The sequence below is a fragment of the Roseibium sp. R5 genome (assembly GCF_055755305.1).
The window spans coordinates 1348133-1373994 of sequence record NZ_CM146910.1 but is presented as its reverse complement, the minus strand read 5'-3'; the positions used below and the strand labels follow the sequence as shown (position 1 = coordinate 1373994).

Genomic DNA, 25862 nt, shown 5'->3' with positions numbered 1-25862 from the left:
TTCGTTATGGCGCATGATCCTGCCGCGCACAAAAGCTGCTTTGAATAAAGGACGACCTTATGGAAGCGCACGAGCTTGGTTATTTCACCGAAGAAAACTCCGCCGAAGTTGTTACCGGCCGGAACAAGAACGCCTCGGATCAACGGCTCAAGGAAATTATGGAGGTCCTTACCCGCAAACTCCATGAAGCGGTAAAGGAAATAGAACCAACCCAGAAAGAGTGGTTCCAGGCAATTCAATTCCTGACCAAGACGGGCCACAAGTGTGACGACTGGCGCCAGGAATTCATCCTGCTGTCCGACGTGCTCGGGGTTTCCATGCTGGTGGATGCGGTCAATTCACGCCGGCCAAATGGCGCTTCGGAGAACACGGTCCTTGGCCCGTTCCACCTCGGCGACGCGCCTGAATACGAGATGGGCCACAACATCTGCCTCGATGAAAAAGGCGAGGACATGCTCGTCTGGGGCAGAGTCACGGATGTCGAGGGCAATCCGCTTGAAGGCGTCAAGATCGATGTGTGGCAGGCCAACGACGAAGGGTTTTACGACGTACAGCAAAAAGGCATCCAGCCGGAGTTCAATCTGCGCGGCGTCTTCCGCACTGGACCAGATGGAAAATATTGGTTCAAGGCCGTCAAGCCGAAACATTATTCGATCCCCGCGGACGGACCGGTCGGAGATCTCCTGAACCGTCTTGGACGTCACCCGTTCCGGCCGGCGCATTTGCATTACATCGTTTCCAAGGACGGCTACGACGAGCTGACGACGCATATCTTCGATCCGGATGATCCGTACATCGATTCCGACAGCGTGTTCGGCGTCAAGAAAAGCCTCATCGCAGATTTCAGGGAAACCAACGATCCGGACAAGATCGCGGCCGCCGGTTTCGATGGCTCAACTTACTGGGATGTCGAGTTCGATTTCGTATTGGCTCCGAAGAAAGCAAAGTCATGAGCAAACCCTGCATCATTTGTGTTGCGATCACGGGCTCTCTGCCGCGCAAGGAGCACAACCCGGCGGTTCCGGTGAACGTGTCTGAACAGATTGAGAGCACACAGGAAGCCTTTGAGGCGGGGGCAGCGATCTGTCACGCTCATGTGCGCAACGAGGACCAGACACCCAGCTCGGATCCGGAGAAGTTTGCACGCCTCAAGGAGGGACTGGAAAAGCATTGCCCCGGCATGATCATCCAGTTCTCGACCGGCGGACGATCGGGAGCGGGCAAGACGCGTGGCGGCATGCTGCCACTGAAACCCGACATGGCGTCGCTCTCCGTCGGCTCGAACAATTTCCCGACTAGGGTTTATGAGAACCCGCCGGATCTGGTGGACTGGCTCGCCGGCGAGATGCGGACCTATGGTGTCAAACCGGAAATCGAGGCCTTTGATCTCAGCCATATCCTGCAAGCTGCGGCCATGCACCGGGACGGTCGCATTCCGGGCAACATCTACATCCAGTTCGTTATGGGCGTAAAGAACGCCATGCCGGCAGACAAGGTTGTCTTCGATTTCTACGTCAAGACCGTCGAACGCCTGATGCCGGAAGCAGAGTGGTGTGCTGCTGGTATTGGAGCAAGTCAGCTAACTCTCAATGAGTGGTCGATTGCCGCCGGAGGGCATGCCCGGACAGGTCTAGAGGACAACATCCGTCTCGACAAGGACCGCCTTGCCCCATCGAATGCAGCGCTTGTGAAACGCACGGCCGAGATCTGCGCTGCCAATCAGCGGCCCGTGGCAACGCCCGTTCAGGCCCGGGACATTCTCGGCCTTCCGCAACACGCTTGAACCTTTAGACTGGAGACCTTTGATGTCTGATGCAGATCTCGCCGCCGATGCCGCCGCCCGTGAGGCCGCCAGGGCGTTGCAGCTTGAAAATCTCAGAGCCGACGAACCAACATTGCGCCTGCTCTTCACCGAAGCCCGGACGCACTACGGTTGGCAGGACCGGGAGGTTCCGGACGAGGTCCTCAAAGATCTTTATGAGATTGCCAAGATGGGCCCGACGTCCATGAACCAGCAGCCCATGCGCGTTGTGTTCATCCGTTCAGACGACGCCAAGGACCGTCTGGAACCGGCCCTGATGGAAGCCAACCGCCCCAAGATGCGATCGGCTCCGGTAACAGCAATCATCGCCTATGACCTGAATTTCTGGGAAGAGCTTCCCAAGGTGTTTCCGCCAAATCCGGCTGCTCAGGACATCTTCAAGAACAATGCCACAGCCGCACAGGTCAATGCCTTCAGAAACGGGACGCTTCAGGGCGCCTATTTCATGTTGGCTGCCCGAGCCGTCGGTCTCGATGTGGGTGCCATGTCGGGCTTCGACAACGCGAAAGTGGATGAAGAGTTCTTCCACGGAACGTCACTCAAGTCGAACTTCCTGGTGAACCTGGGCTACGCCGATACGGATCGTATTTTCAGGCGGTTGCCACGGTTCGACTACACGGACGTCTGCCAGACGCTTTAGGAGGAGGAAGCCATGTCCGGCCCAACAGTCACAAAAGACGACATCCTGAAAGCATCCGCCGGGATGCTTCAAAAACAGCTCTATGTGGTCTTCACCACACCGACCAATGGACTTGGACCGGTTATGGAGAACATTGAAGAGCACCTAAATTTTCAGGTCGATCTGGAACAACGCGGCATCATGCTTGGCGCTGGCCCGTTCTGGGCCGATGACGAACACACCTGGAATGGCGAAGGCATGGTGATCATTCGGGCGGACAGCCTGGAGCATGCCCGCCAGATTGCAGAAACGGATCCGATGCATTCCTCAGGCGCCCGCAGTTTCACTGTGCGGCCATGGTTACTGAATGAGGGACGCATCACGGTGGAGGTGAATTTCTCGACCGGACGGCACGCGGTGAGCTGAGAACCGCATTTTTGGGAGGAAGTACCATGAAACGCATGCTTGCAGCCCTTGCTGCCGTCGCCTTCAGCGCCGCGGCACAAGCTGAAACCTACAACCTCACCATGGCATCCAGTCACCCGACTGTTCTGCCCTGGGTCGGGCAATTGTCTACATTGGTTGTCGGTGAATCCAACAAACGTCTCGAAGCCATGGGATCCGAGGACCGCATTGAATGGACGGAAGCCTATGGCGGTTCGCTTTATGGCTTCAAGGATACGCTGGAGGCCGTGGGAGATGGCCTGACCGATGCCGGATGGGTTGGCACGCTCTGGGAAGGCTCAAAGATGCCGCTCCAGAACATGACCTATTTCACGCCGTTCGTTTCCGATGATCTCGTTGCAACGCTCAAGATCATGAACGAACTTCACCGTGAAGTTCCAGCGCTACAGAAAGCCTGGGACGACCAGAACGTTGTCTTCCTGGGCGCAAGCGGCGTGGAGACCTACCACCTCCTGACCAACTTCCCGGTTAATTCGCTCAAAGATCTGGAAGGCCGCAAGATCCTGGCACCTGGACCGTCCGCGAATTGGATCAAGCATCTCGGTGCCGTGCCCGTGAACGGAGCGCTGCCGACTTACTACAACCAGATCCAGACCGGTGTGGCAGACGGAATGGTAGTCATCCTGACCGGCGCGTTCCCGAACAAACACTATGAAGTTGCACCATATGTCACCCTTGTCGGAATCGGGGCGCAGATGACCGGCGGTCTTGGCATCAACAAGGATGTTTGGGACGGATTGTCTGACGACGTCAAAAAAGTCCTGACCGAACTCGGTGAGGAGTACACAGTCGCCCACGCCGAAGAAGTCATGGCACGCTATGACACCTTCCTGAGCAAGCTGCCGGAAGTTGGCGCCACTGTCACCACGCTGCCGGCGGAAGACATTGCAGCATGGGCCGACGGCCTGCCAAACCTCGCCAAGGACTGGTCAGACGCCAATGCAGGCAAAGGCGCTCAGGAAGCACTCGAGGCTTACATGGCGAAAGTGCGCGATGCCGGCCTTGAGCCGCGCATTGACTGGACACAACGGTAAGCGGGGGCCTCGCCGTGGCGATAACACTCAGACAATTCCGCCACGGCGCAGACCGGACGGTGACCGGGGTTTCCTCGCTCACCGGCGCTGTCAGTGCGGCTGCTTCGGTCTGGATTTTTTGCCTGATGCTTCTGATCTGTTCAGATATCATCGGACGGACCTTCTTCAACTCACCCGTCCAGGGTGTGGCCGAGATTGTGGCCAATTCGATCGTTGCGATCGTTTTTCTTCAAGCAGCACACACCGTTATGAGTGGGCGTATGACCCGCACCGATATCCTGATTGGTGCGATCGAGGAAAACCGGCCCTTTGCAGCCGCAGTCATGCGGGTTTTCTTCCATCTCGCGGGGATCTTCGTCTTTGCGCTGATTGCCTGGGGCACCTGGCCGAAGCTGGTCGATGCCTGGGTCGAGAATGAATTCTTTGGCGCTCAAGGGGTTTTCACCGCTCCCGTTTGGCCAATCAAGGCCTGTCTTTTCGGCGGCTCCGTTCTGACCTGTCTTGCCTTCGCCACCCAGGTTCTCAAAGACATTAAGGAAATTCTGAACTCCACCCGCGTTGAACCGCTGACAATCCGGCACTCGGTCACGGTCGAGCCGCGCGGCATACCATTCCTGATCGCCTTCGGATTGGTCCTTGTCCTTGGTTACGCTTTGTTTTTTGCAGATCTCGGGCGCATTGAGATTGGCTTTGCAGCCATCGGTTTCATGTTGCTGCTGATCTTTTCGGGCGCTCACATCGCCGTGGTTTTGATCCTGCTCAGTTTCTTGGGCATCTGGCTGATCCGGGACAATCCGAATGTCGCCATGCGCTCGCTGGCGCTCGCTGCTGACGGGGCCATCAATCGATACCTGTTCGGCGTCGTTCCGCTGTTTGTTCTGATGGGGTTGATTGTCGACACCGCGGACATCGGCCGTGATGCCTACCGCGTGGCCGCGTGGATGCTGCAGAAGATCAAGGGCGGGCTTGGTATGGCAACGGTGGCCGCCAATGCGGTCTTTGCCTCCATCACCGGGATCTCGATCGCCTCGGCAGCGGTTTTTTCCCGTGTCGCCGTCCCGCAAATGGTGGCCAACGGCTACAACAACCGCTTCGCCCTTGGGGTCGTCGCCGGATCTTCGGTTCTCGGCATGTTGATCCCCCCGAGCCTTCTTTTGATCATCTATGGCGTTTTGGCAGAGCAATCCGTCGGTGCCCTCTTCCTGGCCGCCATCGTTCCGGGCGCTTTGCTGGCATTCGTGTTCGGGGTCGGGATCTATCTGATGGCCCGCTTTCGGCCCAAGATGGTCATGCAAAGCGACCGCCCGGCTGTCATCGAGGGGGAGACCTGGGGCACGGCCGTTGTCAAGCTGATCCCGATCACGGCGCTGGTCGTCATCGTGCTTGGCGGGATCTATTCCGGGGTCTTTACACCCACCGAGGCAGGCGCGGCCGGAGCGGCAGCTGCCATTGTCGTGGCATTGCTGAAGGGCAGCCTGACCTGGGCGCGGTTCTGGCGGGTTCTGGTTGACACAGGCTTGGTCTCCGTCTCGATCCTGCTCCTGATTATCGCGGCGTCCATGTATTCCCGTATGCTGACCCTTTCGACGATCCCGCAGGAAATCACCATGATGTTCTCCGACGCCGGACTCGGCCTCATGGGCTTCATGATGATCTATCTGCTGCTGGTTATCGTGATGGGCATGATCCTCGATTCCACCTCGATCATGCTGATCCTGCTGCCGCTGTCGCTGCCGATCGTCACCGGCCTTGGCGGGGATCTGATCTGGTTCGGCATTGTAACGGTCATTGCCGTGGAAATTGGTTTGTTGACGCCGCCGTTCGGACTCACCGTCTACGTGGTGAAAGCCACAATATCAGACCGGAACACGACACTTGGCGACATCTTCATCGGCACGTTTCCGTTTGTCGTCATGATGACGTTTGTCACCTTGCTGCTGACCTTCATCCCCGCGCTCAGCCTGGTTTTTGAATAGGATCCACCATGCAGTTCGTGGTCTACGCAATCGACAAACCCGATGCCCTCCGGCTTCGTCTGGAGGTTCTGGAAGCGCATCGGCGTTTTCTGGGAACAGAACCGGCAAACTACGGTGTGAGGGTTCTGCTCTCTGGTCCCCTCACCGAGGACGATGGGTCCACCATGCGCGGTTCCTTCTTCCTGCTTGAAGCCGAAAACCGCGAAAAGATCAAAGATATGTTTGTCAATGACCCGCTGCAAGCTGCCGGCGTCTGGGCGGAGCAGCACATCTCCGCCGTTACGGTTCGACAAAACAACATGCCAACAGAGCAGTAGAACACGCGGGAGAAAAGGAATGCCCGAATTTACAGGCGGATGCCTTTGTGGCGCGATCCGTTACGAAGTGGCGGCCAAACCGGTCAACATGTGGAACTGTCACTGCACCGATTGTCAAAAGTCTTCCGGGGCCAGCTATGCAACAAATGTGTTTGTGAAGGTTGCGGACCTGACAATCACTAAGGGTGAGCCCGCAAGGTTCCAGCACCAGGCGGACAGCGGCAACACCATGAGCAAGGAATACTGCTCCAACTGTGGTTCGCAGCTCTTTAACGGCAATTCCGGACGCCCGGCAATCAAGGTGATAAGGGCGGGCACCATCGACGACCCAAGCTTTGTCGTCCCGCGCGCTAATATCTATGCCTCACGGGCACTCCCCGCTGCAATTGAGGGGGCCGAGATCCCAACCTTCGACGAAATGCCTCCCGATCCATCGGTCTTTTTTAACGGTTGAACCGCGTTTCATTGCTTGCCAAGTCAGCTTGCTATGGCATTCAAACCGCCGCTGAGCTATCTCAACGGATAGAGCGGACCTGTTTTCCAATGAAGGTCCGGTTCTCCCGCCTGATGCGGTCACAGCGCTCAATTCGCCGCTGCTCATCTCAGCCTTAAATTATGTGAAGGAATTTCAATGTCCGATATCAAACGCCTGCAAATTGGTCCGCGGATGAGCCAGGCTGTCGTGCATGGTGGCCTTGTCTGGCTAGCTGGCCAGGTTGGCAATCCGGGCGAGAGCGTCGCCGATCAGACCAAGGTCATTCTGCAGAAGATCGAGAAGTTGTTGGCGGATGCCGGGAGCGATAAATCTCGTCTGTTGCAGGCCACAATCTGGCTGGCAAGCATGGACGATTTCGCCGAAATGAACGAAGTCTGGGATGCCTGGGTAGACCCTGCCAATCCGCCAGCCCGCGCTTGCGGAGAGTCCAAACTGGCAACCCCCGAATACACGGTGGAAATCATAGTGGTAGCTGCAACCTCACAATAAGGAGGGCTTAAAACCGATATCCCGGAGCCAGTTTCAGCCTCTGGTTTGGCGCGGATAGTCTCCGGGAGTTGTTTTAAAGCATAAAATCGAAGCGCATTTCGGAACACCCGCTCCCGGAACTCATTTTTGGGCCTGTGAACGTCAACCGTAATGCGCTTCGTCTTCCCGGCGTTCAAAGTCGTAGATTTCGCCGGTTGAGGCCAGCTGGCTGATCCGAACGGGGGCTCCGTCGTCATTGAGTTCCACCAAACCGATCCCCGGGGCGTTCAAAATGCGCCGTCCGTGCGGTGTGCCTTCCGGCTTGCGCGGGATGATGCGCATGCCGCGGCGCTTAGTTAGCCAGTTGAGCGGTGAGCGCGGCGCAAACGCCCAACGGTTTCCATGATCCAGAACGGCGAGCAACCGGTCCGGCCATTTGTTCTTGATGCCGCTGGAACAGACTTGCCAGATCTCCGGGTTCTGACCGGATTGCCGGGTGCGCGACTTCCGCCCGTTGCGCAACTCCACATCGTAAACAAAGGAGTAGTGTACGTCTCCGGACAGAATGACGAAGTGCTTCGGCGTGTTCCGATGCTGGAAAATGTTGAGGATCGCGCTCGCCGTGCCTGGATGGGCCATCCAGTATTCCGCATCCACCATCAGCGGTTTGCCAAGGAGCGTAAACAGTTTCTGGACGGTCTCGATCAGCTTTACCCCGAAGATCGGCGCAGCCGAAACCAGCAACACCGCGTCCTTGTTTCGAAGCCGGGCCTGTAATTCCGTTGCAGCTTCCCAATCGAGAAGGCCGGACGGAAAGTGGCTGTTGCGCTCAGAACGCCATCTGCGGGTCCGCGTATCCAGCGCGATCAAGGGCGGATCAGTCGGCCATTCGAAATCCCACTTCTCATAATCAAGAATGTGGTCAATCGCCGCTTCATGGTCTTCGGTTCCGGGCCACTGCAAGGCAGCCTCGAATACGGTCTTTAGATCTTCCCGAATGGTTTTCGGCCGGTTGCCCCAGCCCTGATTGATGCCATAGGCAATGAGCGCATTGCCGATGACCCGCCGGGCGAGCGGATGACCGTAAGCTGCCTCTTCCCAGGCCAGCGAGAGGTTCCAGTCGTCTGTGACATCATGATCATCAAAAATCATGGCTGTCGGAATGTGGGCCAGCAACCGGCGAACGTTGCCAAGCCCGCTGACAAATCCATCAATATCCTGGTCTTCCCGGTCATACATCCGCTGGTCTTTATCCGAGAGATCCTCTGGCGCGGCACGCCCCGGTAGCACATCCCAGCAGGCCGGTGACCAGACAAGCAGGTACATCGCCAGCATTTCAGCCAGGGTCATCAGATGGTTTCTGGCGTGCAGGGATGTGAAGATCGGTTTTTGCGTTCCGCCAAACAGGACATCGAAGACCGAGGCATTCTGATCGATCTTCGGCAAGAGCTGGTCCCGTTTGTACAAAAAGCCGCCTAGATCCCGCAGATCAGTTCCACTAGCCGGTGCCCCAGGCTCAATCCCGGGCAGGGTTTCATCCGGCAGGCCCAGGACGTGGACCAGCGCGGTGATGGCCTGCACCATCGGACCAGCAGCATCGTCCACATAGACCTGGTCTCCGCTCAGGACCAGCAACTCCGGCATGGGGTGTTGCGCCTCGTTGTCGGAAATCGCCTGCTCAACAGCCCGGTCGGCAGCAACCAGTCCGTCTGCGCAGGAGCTGTGCGGCTTCCTGCATGAGCCGTGCATGACCGAAGAGACTTTCTTCGGGATCCGAATGAACGGGAGTTCGCGGCCCGGATAACAAAGATCCTTTGCCCAATGCGTGTGGTCTTCCCATTGGCCCTCGTCGCCCACTGGCTTTTCAACAAAAAGACTTAGCCGGTAGGGTATCAACACTTCTTCCGGCAAGGGATCAGACAGGACGAGATCGATAAGAAGATAACTGAGTTGCTCTCCGGCCCTTAACCACAACAATTCTGGTGCTGACCGGTCCAATTCGAAAATCCGCGCGTCCATTTCTGGCGGGAAAAGCTCAAGTTTGACCGGGCTCTGCGCTCGAACTGCGAGCCAGATTGCCAACCGGTCTGATTGAATGCGGCGGATGATGGGTCCGGCTAATACAGTGGGAAGCACATTAGATTTCTGCGACTTCGGATCGCTCAACAACATTCTCCAAACTGACAGCCATGCCGTTTGCAACGCGCCGGCACGTTCTACACACAGACTGGACAGTTAGGGCTGCAGGTCGGGATTTACAAATGTCAGCGTATCTAATTGGAAACACGTGAGATTAGCTGGCCGGACTTACAAGGTGTCGCGATGGCGGACTTCCGTTGGCAGTTCGACGCTCTCCGGTGACCGGCCGAGCAATGCTTCGATCAGCGCGCGGGCCGCCAACTGGCCCATGCGCCGGTGCGGGACATGGACAGTGGTCAGCGGAACAGGCGCGATGAACGCCAGCTCGATATTGTCAAAACCTGTGATTGCGACATCACCGGGAACCTTGAGCCCAAGGTTGGCTGCGGCCCTCAGAGCGCCAACGGCCAAGACATCATTGCCGCACATAACTGCGGTCGGAGGATTCGCGCCGGACATCAACTGTTGGAACGCCGCCTCCCCGTTTTCGATTGAATAAGCCGTCTCGACAACCTGCAGAGTGTCTGGGTCAAGACCGGCATCCCGCATTGCGGCCCAAATGCCTTCCACGCGCTCCCGTGCCCTGTCGTTGGTCGCGGTATCTGCAGATATACAGCCGAGTGTCCGGTGCCCCTTGCCAATGACGTCTGAGGCAAGCTCTTTCATGGCCTTCCGGTTGTCAAAGCCGACAGACAAAAAGTCCTGCGAAGGTTCCGATGCCCAGGTCAGAACCGCCGGGATTTTGCGTTTTTTCAAAAACTCATAAATCTGCGGATCCCGCTGATACCCAATCAAGAGCAAGGCATCCGCGCCGCGGGCGGTCAGTGTCCGGATTTGCTCTTCTTCGAGATCCTGCCTGTAGGAGGAGCTGGCAACGAGAAGCGTGCAACCATTCTTTTGCAGCTCTTCTTGAAAAGCCTGGATGCCGCGCGCAAAAATAGCGTTTTCCATCGTAGGAATGATGGCGCCGATCATGTTGGTCCGGCCGGCTGCAAGCGCGCGCGCACTGTAATTTGGCGCATAGCCAAGATGATTGACGGCGTCCATGACGGTCTTGAGCGTTTTTTCCGTGACGCGGTCCGGTGTGTTAAGACATCTGGAAACGGTTGCCGTCGACACACCTGCTCTCGCCGCGACATCGGCAAGTGTTGGCACTGAAGTGTCAGGTGATTTCGAAATTTCTTCCATCGGTCAAACCGCTCGGAAACCGTTTAGTCACATAACGTTGGACCCGCCTTACAGGGCTTGCGCATTAAACAAAACCATTTTTGTGCTTGCAATGGAAAATGTAAGCGCTTACATTTTTCGGAGCCGGGTGAATTGGTCGTTGGGAGGTGATCATGCTTTTGGCGTTGGCAGGCGGTCTCTTTGCCGTCTTCGTGATCAATGTATCGATCGGTTCCTTTGGTGGAACACCGTTTTTCGGAAATGTCGGAGAAATGCTGTGCCTGTTCGCTGTCTCGGCGGCGTTCACCGCAGCTGTGCTCAAGAAGGAAGCAGAAAAGTAACCGGCATCATCAGGTTCAGACAGGATTTCTTGGGAGGAAATCATGAAAAAGACGGAAGACTTGGCCTCACATGAGCGCCGCAATTTCTTGAAGCTCAGCAGCGCTGGCGCGTTCACCGCTGCGGTGGTGGCTGGCGCAGCAGGCACTCTCTGGTCCGACGAAGCTGTCGCCCAAACCGCGCAGGAGGAGCGCGAGCGGGAGCAGGCTGCCGACCACACGATGACACTGGCAACCGCCTATGTTCTCGGCGCATCCCGCAGCTATCCGATCATGCAGCTGGACCTCAAAGAAAACATCCAGAATGCTACAAACGGCAAAGTCTACGTCAAACTCGCACCGGGCGGTCAGCTCGGCGCCGGCGGCGCACTTGCCCAAGCGGTTCAGGGCGGCACCATCCAGGCAGCCCAGCACTCCTTGTCCAACTTCGCTCCGTTCGCATCCGCAGTTGACTTGATCAACATGCCGTATTTCTGCGGCTCCAACCAGCGCTTCACCAACCTCGTGACATCTGAAGCCTGGAAAAAGGAAGTCCACCCGAAGGTTGAGGCCTCCGGCTTCAAGGCTCTCTTCTACGTTGTGATTGATCCTCGAGTTGTTGCAGTTCGCAAAGGTGGAAACAAGGTCATCACCCCAGCTGATCTCGATGGCGTGAAGTTCCGTGTGCCGGGATCTGCCATGCTTCAGCAGTACTACCGCATGGTTGGCGCAAACCCGACACCGGTTGCCTGGGGTGAGACACCATCTGCGATCAAGCAGGGCGTTGCCGATGCGCTCGACCCATCCGTCGGTGCGCTCTACGTCTTCGGCTTCAAAGATATTCTGAGCCATGTGACATTCACGCAGGCTGTACCGGACAGCCAAGTCTACTCCATGAACCTGGAGTGGTTTAACTCCTTGCCGGCCGATGTTCAGCAAGGCATCGAGTTTGCTGGTGAAATCACGGCTCAACAGAACCTTGCAAAAGTTCCGGCAGCTCGCTCCTACGCAATGGCAGAACTGGCCAAATCCGGCGTGGAATTCCACTCGCTTACAGACGACCAGTTGGCCGAGTGGCAAGCCGCCGGCGGCTACCAGCGCGAGGAATGGGATCAGTTCAAGGTTGAACTGGCGGGGTCCATGGAGGCCTTCGGCCGCCTGGAAGAAGCGGCCAATACGCAAGGCCGTCTCTACGTCCACGACGCCTAAGGGCGAATTGCCTGCCGGCGCCATCAAGAGCGCCGGCGGCCCACACTGTGCGCTTTCCAATTCCCTGTTCACGCTACCACCGCATCAGGCATGCCGCCTGATGGGAGCGGTCGAGGAGTGCCAATGTCATCTGTCCTTCAAGCTATAGACAAGAACGGCGAGCGCTGGCTGCTTCTCCTGTTCTACGTCATGCTGGTGCTGACCATGTTCATTGAAGTGGTCCGGCGCGAAGTCTTCGCCTACTCGTCCATTTGGGGCGAGGAGATCGTTCGCTATTCCTTCATCTACCTTGCCTGGATCGGGGCCGCGGCTGCTGTCAAAGAGCGCGGCCATATCCGCATCGATGTTCTGATGCAGTACGTTAGCCCCAGGGTGAAGGCACTGCTCTACATCTTCGGCGACATTATCATGGCGATCGTTGCAGTGATTGCATTCTACTGGTCGCTGGAAACCGTGCTTGTTTCGGCGAAGTTTGGGTCGGTGACACACGGCCTGCGTATTTCGCAAGTCTGGTTCCTCAGCGCCGTGCCTCTCGGCTTCGCCCTCATCCTTTTCCGTCTCGCCCAGTCGTTCCTGCGCGATTTCCGCGACCTTCGTGATGGCAATCCCGTCTACGAAGGCGACAAACTCTTCGACTAAAGGGGGCGGCTATGCTTTGGCAACATATGCAACCGCAAACAATTGAGCTTGGCTGGGATTTCTACGGTCCGGTTCTCCTGTTCGTTCTGCTAGTCGCGCTTGCCGTACCGGTCTGGGCGGCCATCGGTGCCGCCGCGAGCCTCATGCTCGTCTGGTCGGGCGCACTTCCCCTGTCCCTGGTCGGCGAGAAACTTTTCAGCGGTATTGACGCCTTCGCTTTGACAGCGGTGCCACTATTCATCCTGACCGGGGATGCATTGGTCCGAACCGGGCTCAGTCGAAAATTTCTCGACGTGGCGGAAGCACTCACGCAATTCGCAAAAGGTGGCTTCGGCTCCGCAACCGTCCTTGTCTGCGGCATGTTTGCGGCGATCTCCGGCTCGGATGCGGCAGGTGCAGCAGCTGTTGGCCGCATGACCATCGACCGGTTGGTGGAAAGCGGCTATCCGCGCCCCTATGCCTGTGCCCTGGTCGCAGCCGGTGCTTGTACCGGCATTCTGATCCCGCCATCCATCGCGTACATCATCATCGGCTTGGTACTGGGTATCTCCGCATCAACGCTGTTCCTTGCAGCCGTTATTCCAGGCCTTGCCATTCTCGTTTCGATCCTGGCCACCAACATCATCATGAACCGGCTCTATGGCTGGGAAGGTGGCGGCAACATCAGCATGAACGAGTATTTCTCCCGTTTGTGGGTTGCCATCAAATCGGGCTGGTATGCCTTCATCGTTCCGGTGATCATCTTCTACGGCATCTTTTCCGGCCGCTTGACCCCGACTGAGGCCGGCGCCACCGCTGTCGTCGTGACCATCGTCATGGGCTTTATCCTGGGAACCCTGCGGTTCTCGGACTTCCCGGCCATGCTGGTGAGTTCAGCCAAGGTCAATGGTGTGATCATTCCGATCATCGCTTTCTCCATCCCCCTTGCCGAAGCCCTTGCCATCATTGGTGTGCCTCAGGGTTTTGTGGCGGTTGCCACCGGCATCAGCGATGAGCCCTGGGTGCTCATCATGATGATGATCCTGGTTTTGATCGCCGCGGGCTGCGTCATGGAAACCACGCCGAATATCGTGATCCTGGCGCCAATCCTGAAACCTCTCGCCGACAACATCGGCATGAACGAGATCCAGTTCTGCATCATGATGATCACTGCACTTGGTGTCGGGTTCATCACGCCGCCGCTCGGTCTCAATCTGTTCGTCGTCTCCGGCCTTACGGGTGAGTCGATATTGAAAATCGCCGCCCGGGCCGTTCCCTTCGTCCTCTTCATGCTCGCCGTGACCTTGCTGATTGCCTACGTGCCGGCAATCTCAACCACGCTGCTGCCTGAAATTTACAAGTAGGCTCTGCCATGACCGTTGAATATCTGAAGAAAGCAGATCTCACCTCAAAGACCGATGCGTCCGAGACCACAAAGATCGTTCAGGAGATCCTCGATACGATCGAAGCTGGTGGCGATGCCGCTGCGATGGAGTATGCCGCCAAATTCGACAAGTATGACGGCGAAATCATCCTGAGCGATGCCGAAATCGAGGCAGCAAGCGCCAAGGTCCCGGAAAAGCTGAAACGCGACATCGAGTTCGCCCACGCCAACGTCAAGCGCTTTGCAGAGGCCCAGCGCGAGACCTGCCAGAACATTGAGGTTGAGGTCGTTCCGGGCCTCATCGCCGGCCAGAAAAGCATCCCGGTCAACACGGCTGGCTGCTACATTCCTGGTGGCCGCTATAGCCACATCGCCAGCGCGATCATGACTGTCACGACTGCTAAGGTCGCGGGCTGTGAGAACATTGTTGCATGCTCGCCGCCACGGCCTGGCATCGGCATCAACCCGGCAATCATCTACGCGGCCCGTGTGTGCGGCGCTGACAAGATTGTCGCCATGGGTGGGGTCCAGGGTGTGGCCGCCATGACCTTCGGCCTGTTTGGTCTGCCAAAGGCCAACATCCTCGTAGGTCCGGGCAACCAGTTCGTTGCCGAAGCCAAACGGATCCTGTTTGGCCGGGTCGGCATCGACATGTTCGCAGGGCCGACCGACAGCTTGATCCTTGCCGACAAGACAGCGGATCCAGAAGTTGTGGCCGCCGATCTCGTCGGTCAGGCAGAACACGGTTACAATTCACCGGTCTGGCTCGTCACCGACACAAGGTCTCTGGCCGAAGAGGTTATGGCGCTGGTGCCAAAACTCATTGACGACCTGCCCGAGGTGAACAGCCAAAACGCGGCTGCCGCCTGGCGCGATTATGCCGAAGTGATCCTGTGCGATACCCGCGAGGAGATGGCGGCGACATCTGATGCTTATGCTCCTGAACACCTGACGGTGCAGGCCGAAGATCTGGATTGGTGGCTGGACCGTTTGTCCTGCTACGGATCCTTGTTCCTCGGCGAAGAAACCACTGTTGCCTTCGGCGACAAGGCATCGGGCACCAACCATGTGTTGCCGACTTCCGGCGCTGCGTCCTATACTGGCGGCTTGTCGGTCCACAAATTCATGAAGATCGTCACCTGGCAACGGGCCACCCGCGACGGCGCCAAGCCAGTCGCCGAGGCAACGGCGCGCATTTCACGCCTCGAAGGCATGGAAGGGCATGCCCGCACAGCTGACATCCGGCTGCGGAAGTATTTCCCAGGTGAAAACTTTGACTTGAGCGCGGAGGCAGCGGAGTAAGGCCATGTCCGGTCTGTTTGACGTATCCGGAAAAGTTGCTTGCGTCACCGGGGCCAGTTCAGGTCTCGGCCGGCGCGCTGCCACGGTGCTTGCTCAGGCGGGCGCATCCGTGGTTGGCGTTGCCCGCCGTGCGGCCGACCTTGAGGAGTGGCGGCAGGAGGCCGGCGGCTCGACCGCAGCAGTCGCGGCCGATTTGAGCGATCGCGAGCGCCTTACCAGCATTGTAGAGAGTATCGCCGAGCCATTCGGCCCGCCTCAAATTCTGGTACATGCGGCTGGGATCAACACCCGCGAAGCCGCAGATGATGTGACGGATGCCGGTTGGGACATCACCATGATGCTCAATCTGACAGTGCCTTTCTTCCTGAGCAAGGCCTTTGCGCCTGCCATGAAGGAAAAGGGTTGGGGCCGGATCGTCAATTTCGCTTCGCTTCAGACAACACGGGCGTTCCCGGGCGGCATTGCTTACGGAGCCTCCAAGGGCGGTATCGGCCAATTGACTCGGGCCATGGCCGAGGCCTGGTCGAAAGACGGCATCACGGCAAACGCAATTGGCCCCGGTTTCTTCCCGACAGAGCTGACGGCGGCCGTTTTTGGCGACGAAGAACGGGCGCAACGCAATGCTGCCCAGACTTGTATCGGCCGCAACGGAGCGCTCGACGACATCGACGGGCCAATCCTCTTTCTGTGCTCGGATGCGTCCCGATACGTCACAGGCCAAGTCCTGATGGTCGACGGGGGTTTCACCGCAAAATGAAAGCCCTTGTCTACACAGGTCCGGAAACGCAGGCTTACCGGGATGTTGCTGATCCGGCGCCGTCAACAGGCGATGCACTTATCAAGGTGGCCCACACCGGCATCTGCGGCTCCGACATGCATGCCTTCCTCGGCCATGACGAACGCCGCCCGGCACCGCTCATTCTTGGACATGAAGTTGCCGGAACCGTTGTATCGGGCCCGCTTGAAGGAAAAAGGGTGACCGTCAACCCACTGGTCACTTGTGGGATTTGTGAGGCCTGTCGGTCTGGCCGGGACAATCTTTGCCCGGAAAGGCAGATCATCTCCATGCCGCCACGCGAAGGCGGGTTTGCCGATTACCTCGCAATGCCGGAAGACAACCTTGTCGTGGTGCCAGACAACATCACGGATTCCCAGGCGGCACTGGCCGAACCCATTGCCTGCGGCTGGCATGCCGTGCGCCTCGCCAAACGTGCCTTGATATCAGATCCGTCAGAGGCAAAAGCGCTGGTGATTGGCGGCGGCGCCATTGGTCTTGGGGCAGCTCTATCCTTGAAGGCGCAGGGCATCACTCAAGTCCGACTGATCGAACCCAATGCGGAGCGGGCTCAGTTTCTCAAGTCATCCTGCGGAATTGAGGTACTGACCCCTGATCAGGCGGAGACGAGCGGGCAGTATGACCTGATCGTCGACGGCGTCGGCTATGCCGCAACACGGGCAACGGCAACCAAACTGGCCAAGCCAGGCGGGGTTATCAGTCACATCGGGCTTGGGTCGTCTGACGGCGGTCTCGATATCCGGCGGATGACGCTGCAGGAAATCACCTTCATTGGCACCTACACATACACCGCTGAAGATTTCCGCGAGACCACCAAAGCCATGTTCGATGGCCGGTTGGGCGCTCTCGACTGGACCGAAATCCGGCCGTTGTCCGACGGCCTCAAGGCTTTCAACGACCTGCGCCAAGGTGCGGTCGCTGTTCCTAAAATACTACTCACACCCGATAATTGAGGAGACAATTATGTCTGAAATTCCCCATCTTCTCGTCCACGAACATGCCGACAACGTCGGTGTGGTGGTTGTGGAAGGGCTGACGGCCGGCACCGACATGCTGTGCTGTGTCACCCACGACAATTCCACTTTCCGCCTGACCGCCGGCGCGGACGTGCCGATTGGCCACAAGATCGCGCTGAAAGATCTCAACAACGGCGACACAGCCATCAAATACGGTGAAGACATCGGCAAGATCATTGCCGACATCCCAAAGGGCGCCCACGTCCACACCCACAATTGCAAAACCAAGCGCTGGTAAGGAGCCGCCCGAAATGTCTACCAAATACTCGAACATGACGGTGAAGGCTTACCGGCGCGAAAACGGCCGGGTCGGGGTCCGCAACCACGTTGTCATTCTGCCCGTCGACGACATCTCCAACGCTGCTTGTGAGGCTGTTGCCAACAACGTCAAGGGCACGCTGGCCATCCCGCATGCTTATGGCCGTCTGCAATTCGGTGAAGATCTGGAACTGCACTTCCGGACCATGATCGGCACTGGCGCCAACCCGAACGTCGCTGCCGTTGTGGTCATCGGCATCGAGCCGGGCTGGACCAAGCGCATCGCCGACGGGATCCGCGAAACCGGCAAACCGGTCGCCGAGTTCTCCATCGAACAGAACGGTGACTTCGAAACCATTCGCCGCGCCTCATGGGCCGCGAAGGAGTTCGTTCACAAGACGTCGGAATATCAGCGCGAAGAGTGCTCCATCTCCGAGCTTTGGGTCTCCACCAAATGCGGCGAGAGCGACACAACCACAGGTCTCGGCTCCTGCCCGACCGTCGGCAACATGTACGACAAATTGCTGCCGGAAGGCATCACTGGGTTCTTCGGTGAGACCTCCGAAATCACCGGCGCGGAACACATCTGCCAGAAACGCGCGATCAACGAGGAAGTTGGTGAGCGCTGGTACAATATGTGGAAGGCCTATCAGGATGATGTGATCTTCGCGCACCAGACCGATGACCTTTCCGACAGCCAGCCGACCAAAGGCAACATCGAAGGTGGCCTGACCACCATCGAGGAAAAAGCTCTTGGAAACTTGGAAAAAATCGGGCGCACCTCGCAGTACATCGACATTCTCGACCCTGCCGAGGCGCCGAAGTCGGGCAATGGCCTCTACTTCATGGACTCATCGTCCGCTGCTGCGGAATGCGTGACCTTGATGGCCGCCGGCGGCGCCGTGATCCACACCTTCCCGACAGGACAGGGCAATGTGGTTGGCAACCCAATCGTGCCGGTGATCAAAATCACGGCCAATCCGCGTACGGTTCGCACCATGAGCGAACACGTTGACGTTGATGTCTCCGGCATTTTACGCAGGGAAATGACCATCGATGAGGCCGGCGATGCGTTGATTGAAATGATCTGCCGCACCGCCAATGGCCGGAACACGGCTGCCGAAGCGCTTGGTCACCGGGAATTCTCGATGACCAAACTCTACCGTAGCGCTTAAAAGCGACTGGTCTGGTGGCTGGAAACCAGCCACCAGATTCTCGGCCATACGGATAGGGCATCGCCAAGCCCTAAAATTTGCAATAAGTGTCGGCGATCTGTTGTTTTTTGAAAGCATACACACCGATGGAAGCGACCGAACGCCTCAGCCTGTGCAATGCAGAACTTTTGATCAAGTCCGCCTTCCTAGCCGTGGGTGTGCCTGACATAGCCGCACAGTCCGTTGCGAATGCGCTTGTTGCCGCAGAAGCGGAAGGTCAAGTTGGGCACGGATTTTCGCGGGTGGAGGACTACGCCGCTCAAGTCCAGTCCGGGAAAATCGCTGCCTCTGCAGACGTTGTTATTTCTCAAAAGGGAACAAGCAGCCTCCTCGCAGATGCAGGCTTTGGCTTTGCCTATCCCGCACTGGACGCTGTTATTGAAAGAGGCTCCGAGGTGGCGCTGGAACATGGCTGCGCAACCATGGGCATCACGCGGTCGCATCATTGCGGCGCCCTGTCAGTTCAGGTCGAAAAACTCGCCAAACGGGGACTGATGGCGATCATGGTGGCCAATGCTCCGGCGGCAATGGCGCCGTTCGGAGCCAAGGATCCCGTTTTCGGAACAAACCCAATCGCCTTTGCCGCCCCACGGCCGGGCAAGGATCCGCTTGTTGTGGACTTGTCCTTGTCACGGGTAGCCCGCGGCAAGGTGATGAATGCGCGCAAAGCCGGAAAAGACATTCCGGAGGGCTGGGCACTCGACAAGGATGGCAACCCAACCACAAGTGCCGAAGCTGCGCTCGAAGGCACCATGCTGCCAATTGGCGAAGCCAAGGGTACAGCGCTGGCCCTGATGGTAGAGATCCTGGCTTCGGTCATGACTGGCGCTTCGAAAAGCACCGAAGCCTCCTCGTTCTTTTCCGCCGACGGACCACCTCCCGGAGTCGGTCAGTTCCTGATCGCCATGAAGCCGATGGATACAGAACATTTCGCTGCCCGCATCAACGCTCTGCTCAGCCTAATTGAAACAATGGAGGGTGCGCGCCTGCCCGGCAGCCGCCGCGCTGCCGCCATCGCCAAGGCTAGAACGGAAGGCATTGATGTACCGGCCCGCTATGTCGATGCGGTCCGAAAGCTTGCAGAAGGTCATGCCTGACCCTGACCAGTGGCGAAGTCAGGCACGGCTGCAGAAGTTTCAGAAAGGGAGGATTTCGATCCGATGTACAAGCATGTCCTGATACCGGTCGCTCTTGATCATGAGACATTGATCGCCCGAAAGCTGGAAAACGCCCGCCATCTATTGGCGGACGGCGGGCAAATCACGCTTTTGACCGTCCTTGAGAATATTCCGGGGTTCGTTTCTGAATTCGTGACCATGAAGGTCGACAATCATCTGACAACCAAGGTCGAAAACAAACTGCGCGAAGCAACCGGCGGCGATGACAGCATCCAGTGCAAGGTCGTGAGCGGGAAGCCGGGGGTGCAGATTGCAGCCTTTGCCGAGGAAAACGATGTCGATCTCGTCATCGTCGGATCGCATCACCCGACAGCTCAGGACTATTTCCTCGGATCGACCGCATCGCGCGTGGTTCGCCGGGCCGGATGTTCTGTCTTTGTGGTTCGCGATTAAGGCGTCCGCTAAATCCGCCCGGCACGCTGAACAGTGAACTGGTAAACGCTCACCTCCGTAAGCAACAAAAGCAAATTGCTTCGGAGATCTGTAATGCCGCGTTTCGCCCCTGCCGCTGTTGTCATTTCCGGTATCCTCGCTGCAACCGGCCACGCTGTCGCGGCTGATCCTGCGACACAGACGGGCAGCGCCCATGATTTCAGCTTTGAACTTGCAAACGGACTATCCCTGCCGATGAAGGAATACGAGGGAAAGGTGGTCCTTGTGGTCAACACGGCAACGGCCTGCGGTTTCAGTGGCCAGTTGTCCGGACTTCAAGAGCTGCACGAGAGATACGCTGATCAAGGCCTTGTCGTGCTCGGCGTGCCATCGAACGACTTTGGCGGTCAGGAACCGCGCAAGGACGGCGAAATTGCCGCCTATTGCGAAGCGAAATACGGGGCAACCTTCCAGATGACTGCGAAGACGTCCGTGCGTGGGGACACCGCCCACCCGTTCTATCAATGGGCTGTTGAGGAGCTCGGCTCGCTCGCGCGGCCAAACTGGAACTTCCACAAATACCTCGTTGGTCCGGACGGGTCCTTGGTGTCCTGGTTTGGAACTCCCGCAAAACCAACCTCCAAGGCCGTCATGGCCGAAATCGAGAAACATCTCGACCAACTTCCGGCTGATCAAAGTTCCTGATGGACGGTCATGCTTTTTCCAAACTCGCCTGACAATGCGGGTAGCGGTTAAAGCGGACTTTCGCAAACATGCGGTAAAGCATGCCCGCAAGCTGGTATATTCCCGGAAGGGACACAAACCGGCTGAGAAGCGACCAGCCGGAGAATTGACGCCACAACGCGATAAAGGCGTCAACTTCGGTCCGCATCACTCCCTCTGCATCTCGAACATGCATGAACATCAGAGCTTCTGCCTGGGAAACGCCCGTGCCTTCCAATTGCGCAGGATCGTTGGCGATGTCGTGCCACAAGATTGGGTGCTTCGGGGTCCGCCGCTTGAAGAAATTGATTTCCTTGGAACACAAGCCGCATTTTCCATCGTAATAGACCGAGATCACCAACCCACTCCTTGTTTCTGGCTGATCTGTCTACGAGCGCAAAAACAGGATGGATTGGGTTTGGCACAGGGCACCGTCACCTGTGCGGATTCGTCTCAGCTGCCCTTCTTTGTGTGTTCGTAGGTGGCATCCAGACGAGACCAGAGATAATCAGCCCCGGAGATTGGCGCATATCGAGGCGGCCTGTCGGCGCTGACGCATCCTGGAAGGCAGGAGACTTCGGCATCCGGGTTCGGGTCGAGGAAAAACGCGATCGAATACCGTTCGCGGCCACTACTGTTCACGACGCGATGCGGCGTAGAAACATAGACATCGTTGGTCCAGCGCATTAGGCAATCGCCAATATTGCAGATGAATGTGCCGTCGATTGTCGGGGCTTGGATCCATTCACCGTCCCGGCGCCGGACCTCCAGTCCGCCAACCTCGTCGGGGAGCAAAATGGTGATGTTGCCATAGTCCGTATGGGTCCCGGCCCCAATTTGACCGGCCGCAGCATCGGCAGGCTGGGGCGGATAGTGGAGCAGGCGCAGGGTAGCCATTGGCGCGTCAAGCTTGTCTTCGAAAAAATCAGGTGCTGCCTTCAGATCAAGCGCGATGGCCTGATGGATCGTCCGGCCAAGCCCCCAAACAGCATTGAAGTATCTGAGGACTATGTCCCGCCAGTCGGGCACATTCGGCCATTGGTTTAGTGCCCGAAACGGCTCTCCGGCCAAAATACGCGGATCATCCGGCGCGAGTTCTAGGCCGACGTTAAAAGCTTCCTTCAGGTCCGCCGGTTTGGATGGGTCAAGGTTTTCACCCTCCATCGGAACATAGCCGCGGTTGGTCTTATGGAAGTCCTTTGTCAGCGCCAGTTTATCGGCGTCAGGCAAAGCAAACACGGCGTGGGCAGCCGCATTGATCCCGGCAATCAGGTCCGCATCAATGCCATGGTTCTTTACATAGAAGAACCCGGTCTCCCGTGCCGCCTGACCGATCTCTTGCGCGGCTTGTTCAAGCCCACCGGGCGCACCGTCCACCAAACCGCCCAAGTCGATGATCGGAATATGCGCGTTGTTCAAGAGACCGTCCTTTCAGGAAATCGGCATGCCGGCGGCATGTCCCATTCCCTGAACTTCCAACTCAGGCTCGACCTTCGTCAAGAGTATTACAGTCAGTTTGCCGGATCTTCCTTTGGAGCACGCCGCAATTCCGCCAGTTGCCGGGTATAGGCAGCGATTTCCTCCAAAACCGTCTGCGCCGCCACACTATCCCGATTGCCCAGCGCGTCGCGAAGACGGTCATGAAGGCCGGCAATGTGCTTCTTGTCGCGAAGCCGGTAGACCAGCATGTTCATCAAGGGCTGCATAGCTTCGATCGCGCCCGAGACTTGAAACATCAGCAAAGGGTTCCCTGTTGCCTTGGCAATGACCGAGTGAAACCGGACATCTGAATCGCAGAAGTCTTCGTCGGACAGATCCCCACTTTGAAGGCTGATCTCCCGGGCCATTGCGGTCAGATCGTCTTCGCTGCGGTTTTCGCAAGCGAGTGCCAGACAAGAAGACTCCAGAAGGTAACGGGCTTCGATGGCATCTTCAAACGGGATATTGTTCATGCCGATAAGAAGCCGGGTCGTGCCCACCAGGTCGCCTCGAGCTTCATCAAAAGTAATACGGTTGACGAACGCGCCGCCGGACGCACCCCTTTCTGAGCGAATGAGGTTCTGGGCCGCAAGACGCTTCATCGCTTCGCGCACAGTTGCCCGGGACACTCCGAACCGATCAGCGAGCTCTGTTTCACTCGGCAAACGTTCTTCTACGCTCAACGCGCCATCGAGAATGGCCTTACGGATCGCATTGGCAATCTGGGTCGACAAACCCTCCTTGCGGATCGCCTGATACTCGATTGCCAATGGTGTCTCCTTTGCACGCACCCGTCCACGGTGCCTCTCTACAAGACTAGGCCCGGCTCTGGAACAGGGTCAATGCAAATATTTAAATGTCAGACAATTAATTATTTGACTTTTTCAACAGATGCGCTCAGCCTTTTCTCAACGATATGGGAGGACATTGGGTGCAGATCGCCCTTCACTTAGCTGACCGGCGCCAGGCCGCCTGGATCGCGTTCTTTGTCGCGGTTCTTGGTGCGTGGGCAGCTCTTTTCCTGATGCAACCGGATCTCGATCTGCCCGCGGGCTGGCAAGCGCTTGGCCTGGATTACCTGGCATCTCTCTGCCGTCCGGCCGCAGACACAAGCCTTGCCGGATTGATCGCAATGTGGGGCTTGATGTCCCTTGCAATGATGGCGCCAACCGTTGCGCCCGCACTGAAAACCTATCTCGATCTCACCCATACGCAAGGCGCCACAATCGCCGGTTTCTCAGCGCTGCTTGCCGGCTACCTGCTCGTCTGGATCGGCTTTTCGGTTCCGGCAGCTCTTCTGCAGGCTGCGCTGGACACACAAGGCTGGCTGGACCCCTTCGGCCGCAGTTCCGAAGTCTATTTGACCGCGGGCCTTTTGGCGCTTGCCGGAGCGTACCAGTTCAGCCGACTAAAAGAAGCCTGTCTCAACCAATGCCAGAGCCCGCTGTTGTTCTTCATGGGCAAATGGCAAGATGGGCTTTCGGGCGCTTTCCGGATGGGATTGCACCTTGGCGCGATCTGCCTCGGCTGTTGCTGGGCCCTCATGCTGCTCGCCTTTGTTGCCGGCACCATGAACCTCGCCTTCATGGGCCTCGCAATGCTGCTGATGACCTTTGAAAAACTCCCGCAGCTCGGCCGTTACCTGACCGTGCCTGTCGGTTTTGCACTTCTGGGATCTGCCGCTGCAATCCTCATTATCGAACTCATAAAACATCTATAACGGAGACAAGAATGACTGGATGGGCCATCCGTGGGGAATTGATCCTCAATTGCAACTGCACCGTTTTCTGCCCGTGTGTCGTTTCGCTTGGCAAACACGCGCCGACAGAGGGCTACTGCCAGGCCTGGGCCGGTGTCCGGATCGATAAAGGACATTATATGGGCGAAGACCTGTCCGGCTTGAACGTTGGCCTGGTCCTCGAAATCCCTGGTCTGATGGCCCGCGGGAATTGGAAAGCCGCTGCCTATATCGACGAACGCGCTTCGGAAGCCGCCTATGATGGCCTTTTGAAAATCTTCTCCGGTCAGGCCAAGGGCACAACAGGTCTCTTCAAGGTCCTGGTGAGCGAATTCCTCGGCGCTGAACGCGCGCCCGTGACTTACGAAAACGAAGGCAAGAAGCGCCGCCTGATTGTTGGCAAGGCAATCAAGGGCGAAGTCGTTCCGGTTGGCGGATCTGATCCGGACCAGGATATCGTGGTCACTAACACCGAGTACTGGATGGGCTCGGACATCACGGTCGCAACCGCCACGCAGGGCCGTGTCCGTGCCTATGGCCGTGTTTGGGACTTTGACGGCCGCAGCGCCGAAATCTGTCAGATAGACTGGTCCGGCCCGGCCGCCGAACAGGCCGCATAGGGAGGACCCGGCATGCAGGTCCCGTCTCTGTCCATCTCCCGGCGCACGCGCAAGACACCATTCTCGCGCCGTGTCCAGGAAGCCGGTGTAAAAGCCTACACCGTCTACAACCATATGCTTCTACCGACTGTCTTTGAGTCGGTGGAAGAGGACTACAAGCATCTGAAATCAAAAGTTCAGATCTGGGACGTGTCCTGCGAACGCCAGGTCGAACTCTGGGGACCGGATGCCGGACGTCTGGCGCAAATGCTGACGCCGCGGGACCTGTCGGACATGGCACTCAACCGGTGCTACTACACGCCGATGGTGGATGAGACCGGGGGAATGCTGAACGATCCGGTCACAACGAAACTCGCCGAAGACAAGTACTGGGTTTCGGTTGCCGACAGCGATCTGCTTTTCTGGATCAAGGGGCTTGCACACGCGTTCCGGTTGGAGGTCGATGTCGATGAGCCGGACGTTTCCCCTTTTGCCATCCAGGGCCCCAAAGCTGAGGACCTGGTCGCCCGGGTCTTCGGCGAACGCATCCGGTCCATCCGGTTCTTTCACTATGACTATGTGGAGTTTGAGGGGCAGCGCATGGTGCTGGCGCGCTCCGGCTACTCGAAGCAGGGCGGGTTTGAGCTCTATGTCGATGGCAGCAAATGGGGCGAACCCGTCTGGGATGCCTTCATGGAAGCGGGAGCGGACATGGATGTCCGGGCCGGTTGCCCCAACCTGATCGAGCGGATCGAGGGGCAACTTCTGTCCTACGGCAACGACATGACCCGCAACAACACGCCGCACGAATGTGGACTTGGAAAGTTCTGTCAGACACAGCAAGCGATCGGCTGTGTCGGCCGGGACGCGTTGCTCCGTGTTGCGGTCGAAGGGCCTGTCCGCCAGATCCGCAGTTTGGCGATTGATGGCGATCCCGTTCCGCCTTGTAACGAGTTATGGCCCATCATCGGTGGTGGCCGGCAGGTTGGAACGATCAGTTCGGCCGCTTACTCCCCGGATTTCAGAACCAATGTCGCGATCGGCATGGTCCGCATGACCCATTGGGACGACGGCACGAAGGTTCAGGTCGACACGCCGCACGGTATGCGCAGCGCGACCGTCTGGGAAACCCCGTTCTGCAACCAGGGGGGCTAGC

Annotated in this window: 29 protein-coding genes; 24 read left to right on the top strand and 5 right to left on the bottom strand. The window is 57.8% G+C overall.

From position 1 onward, the window contains the following. The first annotated feature begins 59 nt into the window (after nt 1-59). The 9 genes from AC0J4F_RS06340 to AC0J4F_RS06300 all read left to right on the top strand — a co-directional run bounded on the left by AC0J4F_RS06340 (nt 60) and on the right by AC0J4F_RS06300 (nt 7218). Nucleotides 60-953 (top strand): intradiol ring-cleavage dioxygenase, encoded by an 894-nt coding sequence (locus tag AC0J4F_RS06340; RefSeq protein ID WP_473025736.1) that lies wholly within the window; start codon nt 60-62, stop codon nt 951-953. Further along, complete coding sequence (locus tag AC0J4F_RS06335; protein ID WP_473025735.1) at nt 950-1783, top strand: 3-oxoadipate:acetyl-CoA acetyltransferase; 834 nt, start codon at nt 950-952, stop codon at nt 1781-1783. Before AC0J4F_RS06340 ends, AC0J4F_RS06335 begins: the two co-directional genes overlap by 4 nt. 19 nt (nt 1784-1802) lie before the next feature. Continuing rightward, entirely contained in the window at nt 1803-2462 is a 660-nt protein-coding gene (locus AC0J4F_RS06330; RefSeq protein ID WP_473025734.1) for a malonic semialdehyde reductase, read from the top strand. Nucleotides 2463-2474: 12 nt separating this feature from the next. Continuing rightward, a complete protein-coding gene (locus tag AC0J4F_RS06325; RefSeq protein WP_008189029.1) occupies nt 2475-2867 on the top strand; it encodes a YciI family protein in 393 nt (130 codons plus the stop codon). A gap of 26 nt (nt 2868-2893) precedes the next feature. Next, a complete protein-coding gene (locus AC0J4F_RS06320; RefSeq protein ID WP_133952531.1) occupies nt 2894-3940 on the top strand; it encodes a C4-dicarboxylate TRAP transporter substrate-binding protein in 1047 nt (348 codons plus the stop codon). Between the two features lie 14 nt (nt 3941-3954). Next, nucleotides 3955-5916 carry a TRAP transporter large permease subunit gene (locus AC0J4F_RS06315; RefSeq protein ID WP_447236284.1) on the top strand — a complete coding sequence of 654 codons (1962 nt, stop codon included), beginning with the start codon at nt 3955-3957 and terminating at the stop codon, nt 5914-5916. 8 nt (nt 5917-5924) lie between these two features. After that, a complete protein-coding gene (locus AC0J4F_RS06310; protein WP_473025733.1) occupies nt 5925-6233 on the top strand; it encodes a YciI family protein in 309 nt (102 codons plus the stop codon). A 19-nt stretch (nt 6234-6252) separates the two neighbouring features. Next, a complete protein-coding gene (locus AC0J4F_RS06305; protein WP_473025732.1) occupies nt 6253-6687 on the top strand; it encodes a GFA family protein in 435 nt (144 codons plus the stop codon). A 177-nt stretch (nt 6688-6864) separates the two neighbouring features. Beyond that, entirely contained in the window at nt 6865-7218 is a 354-nt protein-coding gene (locus AC0J4F_RS06300) for a RidA family protein (RefSeq protein ID WP_133952534.1), read from the top strand. 141 nt (nt 7219-7359) lie between these two features. Here AC0J4F_RS06300 and AC0J4F_RS06295 read toward each other — a convergent pair whose 3' ends face one another. Together AC0J4F_RS06295 and AC0J4F_RS06290 are read right to left on the bottom strand one after the other, a co-directional pair. Next, the gene (locus tag AC0J4F_RS06295; protein ID WP_473025731.1) at nt 7360-9369 is read right to left on the bottom strand and encodes a metallophosphoesterase family protein; all 2010 of its coding nucleotides are present in this window, start codon (nt 9367-9369) and stop codon (nt 7360-7362) included. Between the two features lie 135 nt (nt 9370-9504). After that, entirely contained in the window at nt 9505-10491 is a 987-nt protein-coding gene (locus AC0J4F_RS06290) for a LacI family DNA-binding transcriptional regulator (protein WP_473025730.1), read from the bottom strand. A 185-nt stretch (nt 10492-10676) separates the two neighbouring features. Here AC0J4F_RS06290 and AC0J4F_RS06285 point away from each other — a divergent pair, with 185 nt between their 5' ends. The 12 genes from AC0J4F_RS06285 (at nt 10677) to AC0J4F_RS06230 (ending at nt 20872) form a co-directional block, all read left to right on the top strand. After that, nucleotides 10677-10844 (top strand): hypothetical protein, encoded by a 168-nt coding sequence (locus AC0J4F_RS06285; RefSeq protein WP_166672832.1) that lies wholly within the window; start codon nt 10677-10679, stop codon nt 10842-10844. 42 nt (nt 10845-10886) lie between these two features. Next, nucleotides 10887-12029: a TRAP transporter substrate-binding protein gene (locus tag AC0J4F_RS06280; protein WP_133952537.1), complete on the top strand. Its 1143-nt coding sequence runs from the start codon at nt 10887-10889 to the stop codon at nt 12027-12029. Between the two features lie 123 nt (nt 12030-12152). Then, complete coding sequence (locus tag AC0J4F_RS06275; RefSeq protein WP_133952538.1) at nt 12153-12668, top strand: TRAP transporter small permease; 516 nt, start codon at nt 12153-12155, stop codon at nt 12666-12668. An 11-nt stretch (nt 12669-12679) separates the two neighbouring features. Next, a complete protein-coding gene (locus AC0J4F_RS06270; RefSeq protein WP_133952539.1) occupies nt 12680-14011 on the top strand; it encodes a TRAP transporter large permease in 1332 nt (443 codons plus the stop codon). Nucleotides 14012-14019: 8 nt separating this feature from the next. Beyond that, entirely contained in the window at nt 14020-15333 is a 1314-nt protein-coding gene (gene hisD, locus AC0J4F_RS06265) for a histidinol dehydrogenase (RefSeq protein ID WP_133952540.1), read from the top strand. A 4-nt stretch (nt 15334-15337) separates the two neighbouring features. Next, nucleotides 15338-16090 (top strand): SDR family NAD(P)-dependent oxidoreductase, encoded by a 753-nt coding sequence (locus AC0J4F_RS06260; protein ID WP_473025729.1) that lies wholly within the window; start codon nt 15338-15340, stop codon nt 16088-16090. Next, entirely contained in the window at nt 16087-17082 is a 996-nt protein-coding gene (locus tag AC0J4F_RS06255) for a zinc-dependent alcohol dehydrogenase (protein ID WP_473025728.1), read from the top strand. Before AC0J4F_RS06260 ends, AC0J4F_RS06255 begins: the two co-directional genes overlap by 4 nt. A gap of 10 nt (nt 17083-17092) precedes the next feature. Beyond that, entirely contained in the window at nt 17093-17383 is a 291-nt protein-coding gene (locus AC0J4F_RS06250; RefSeq protein ID WP_133952543.1) for a UxaA family hydrolase, read from the top strand. 13 nt (nt 17384-17396) lie between these two features. Beyond that, nucleotides 17397-18578, top strand: coding sequence for a UxaA family hydrolase (locus tag AC0J4F_RS06245; RefSeq protein WP_473025726.1), 1182 nt, complete (start codon nt 17397-17399; stop codon nt 18576-18578). A 107-nt stretch (nt 18579-18685) separates the two neighbouring features. Continuing rightward, nucleotides 18686-19714, top strand: a complete 1029-nt coding sequence (locus tag AC0J4F_RS06240) for an Ldh family oxidoreductase (protein ID WP_473025725.1) — start codon at nt 18686-18688, stop codon at nt 19712-19714. Between the two features lie 63 nt (nt 19715-19777). Next, nucleotides 19778-20188 carry a universal stress protein gene (locus AC0J4F_RS06235; RefSeq protein ID WP_133952546.1) on the top strand — a complete coding sequence of 137 codons (411 nt, stop codon included), beginning with the start codon at nt 19778-19780 and terminating at the stop codon, nt 20186-20188. Nucleotides 20189-20281: 93 nt separating this feature from the next. Continuing rightward, nucleotides 20282-20872: a glutathione peroxidase gene (locus tag AC0J4F_RS06230; RefSeq protein ID WP_473025724.1), complete on the top strand. Its 591-nt coding sequence runs from the start codon at nt 20282-20284 to the stop codon at nt 20870-20872. Between the two features lie 7 nt (nt 20873-20879). Here the strand turns inward: AC0J4F_RS06230 and AC0J4F_RS06225 are convergent, their stop codons facing one another. The 3 genes from AC0J4F_RS06225 to AC0J4F_RS06215 form a co-directional block, all read right to left on the bottom strand. Beyond that, nucleotides 20880-21248, bottom strand: a complete 369-nt coding sequence (locus tag AC0J4F_RS06225) for a thiol-disulfide oxidoreductase DCC family protein (protein WP_473025723.1) — start codon at nt 21246-21248, stop codon at nt 20880-20882. Between the two features lie 95 nt (nt 21249-21343). Beyond that, entirely contained in the window at nt 21344-22309 is a 966-nt protein-coding gene (locus tag AC0J4F_RS06220; protein WP_473025722.1) for an isopenicillin N synthase family dioxygenase, read from the bottom strand. Nucleotides 22310-22401: 92 nt separating this feature from the next. Further along, nucleotides 22402-23139, bottom strand: a complete 738-nt coding sequence (locus AC0J4F_RS06215) for a FadR/GntR family transcriptional regulator (RefSeq protein WP_209002591.1) — start codon at nt 23137-23139, stop codon at nt 22402-22404. 161 nt (nt 23140-23300) lie between these two features. Between AC0J4F_RS06215 and AC0J4F_RS06210 the strand changes: the two genes are divergently transcribed. From AC0J4F_RS06210 to AC0J4F_RS06200, 3 genes are read left to right on the top strand one after another with little or no spacing between them, the layout of a single operon-like run. Continuing rightward, nucleotides 23301-24089: a DUF2182 domain-containing protein gene (locus AC0J4F_RS06210; protein ID WP_473025721.1), complete on the top strand. Its 789-nt coding sequence runs from the start codon at nt 23301-23303 to the stop codon at nt 24087-24089. An 11-nt stretch (nt 24090-24100) separates the two neighbouring features. Beyond that, complete coding sequence (locus AC0J4F_RS06205) at nt 24101-24727, top strand: DUF1326 domain-containing protein (RefSeq protein WP_133952550.1); 627 nt, start codon at nt 24101-24103, stop codon at nt 24725-24727. 12 nt (nt 24728-24739) lie between these two features. Next, a complete protein-coding gene (locus tag AC0J4F_RS06200) occupies nt 24740-25861 on the top strand; it encodes a dimethylsulfoniopropionate demethylase (protein WP_133952551.1) in 1122 nt (373 codons plus the stop codon). Nucleotide 25862 lies beyond the last annotated feature (1 nt).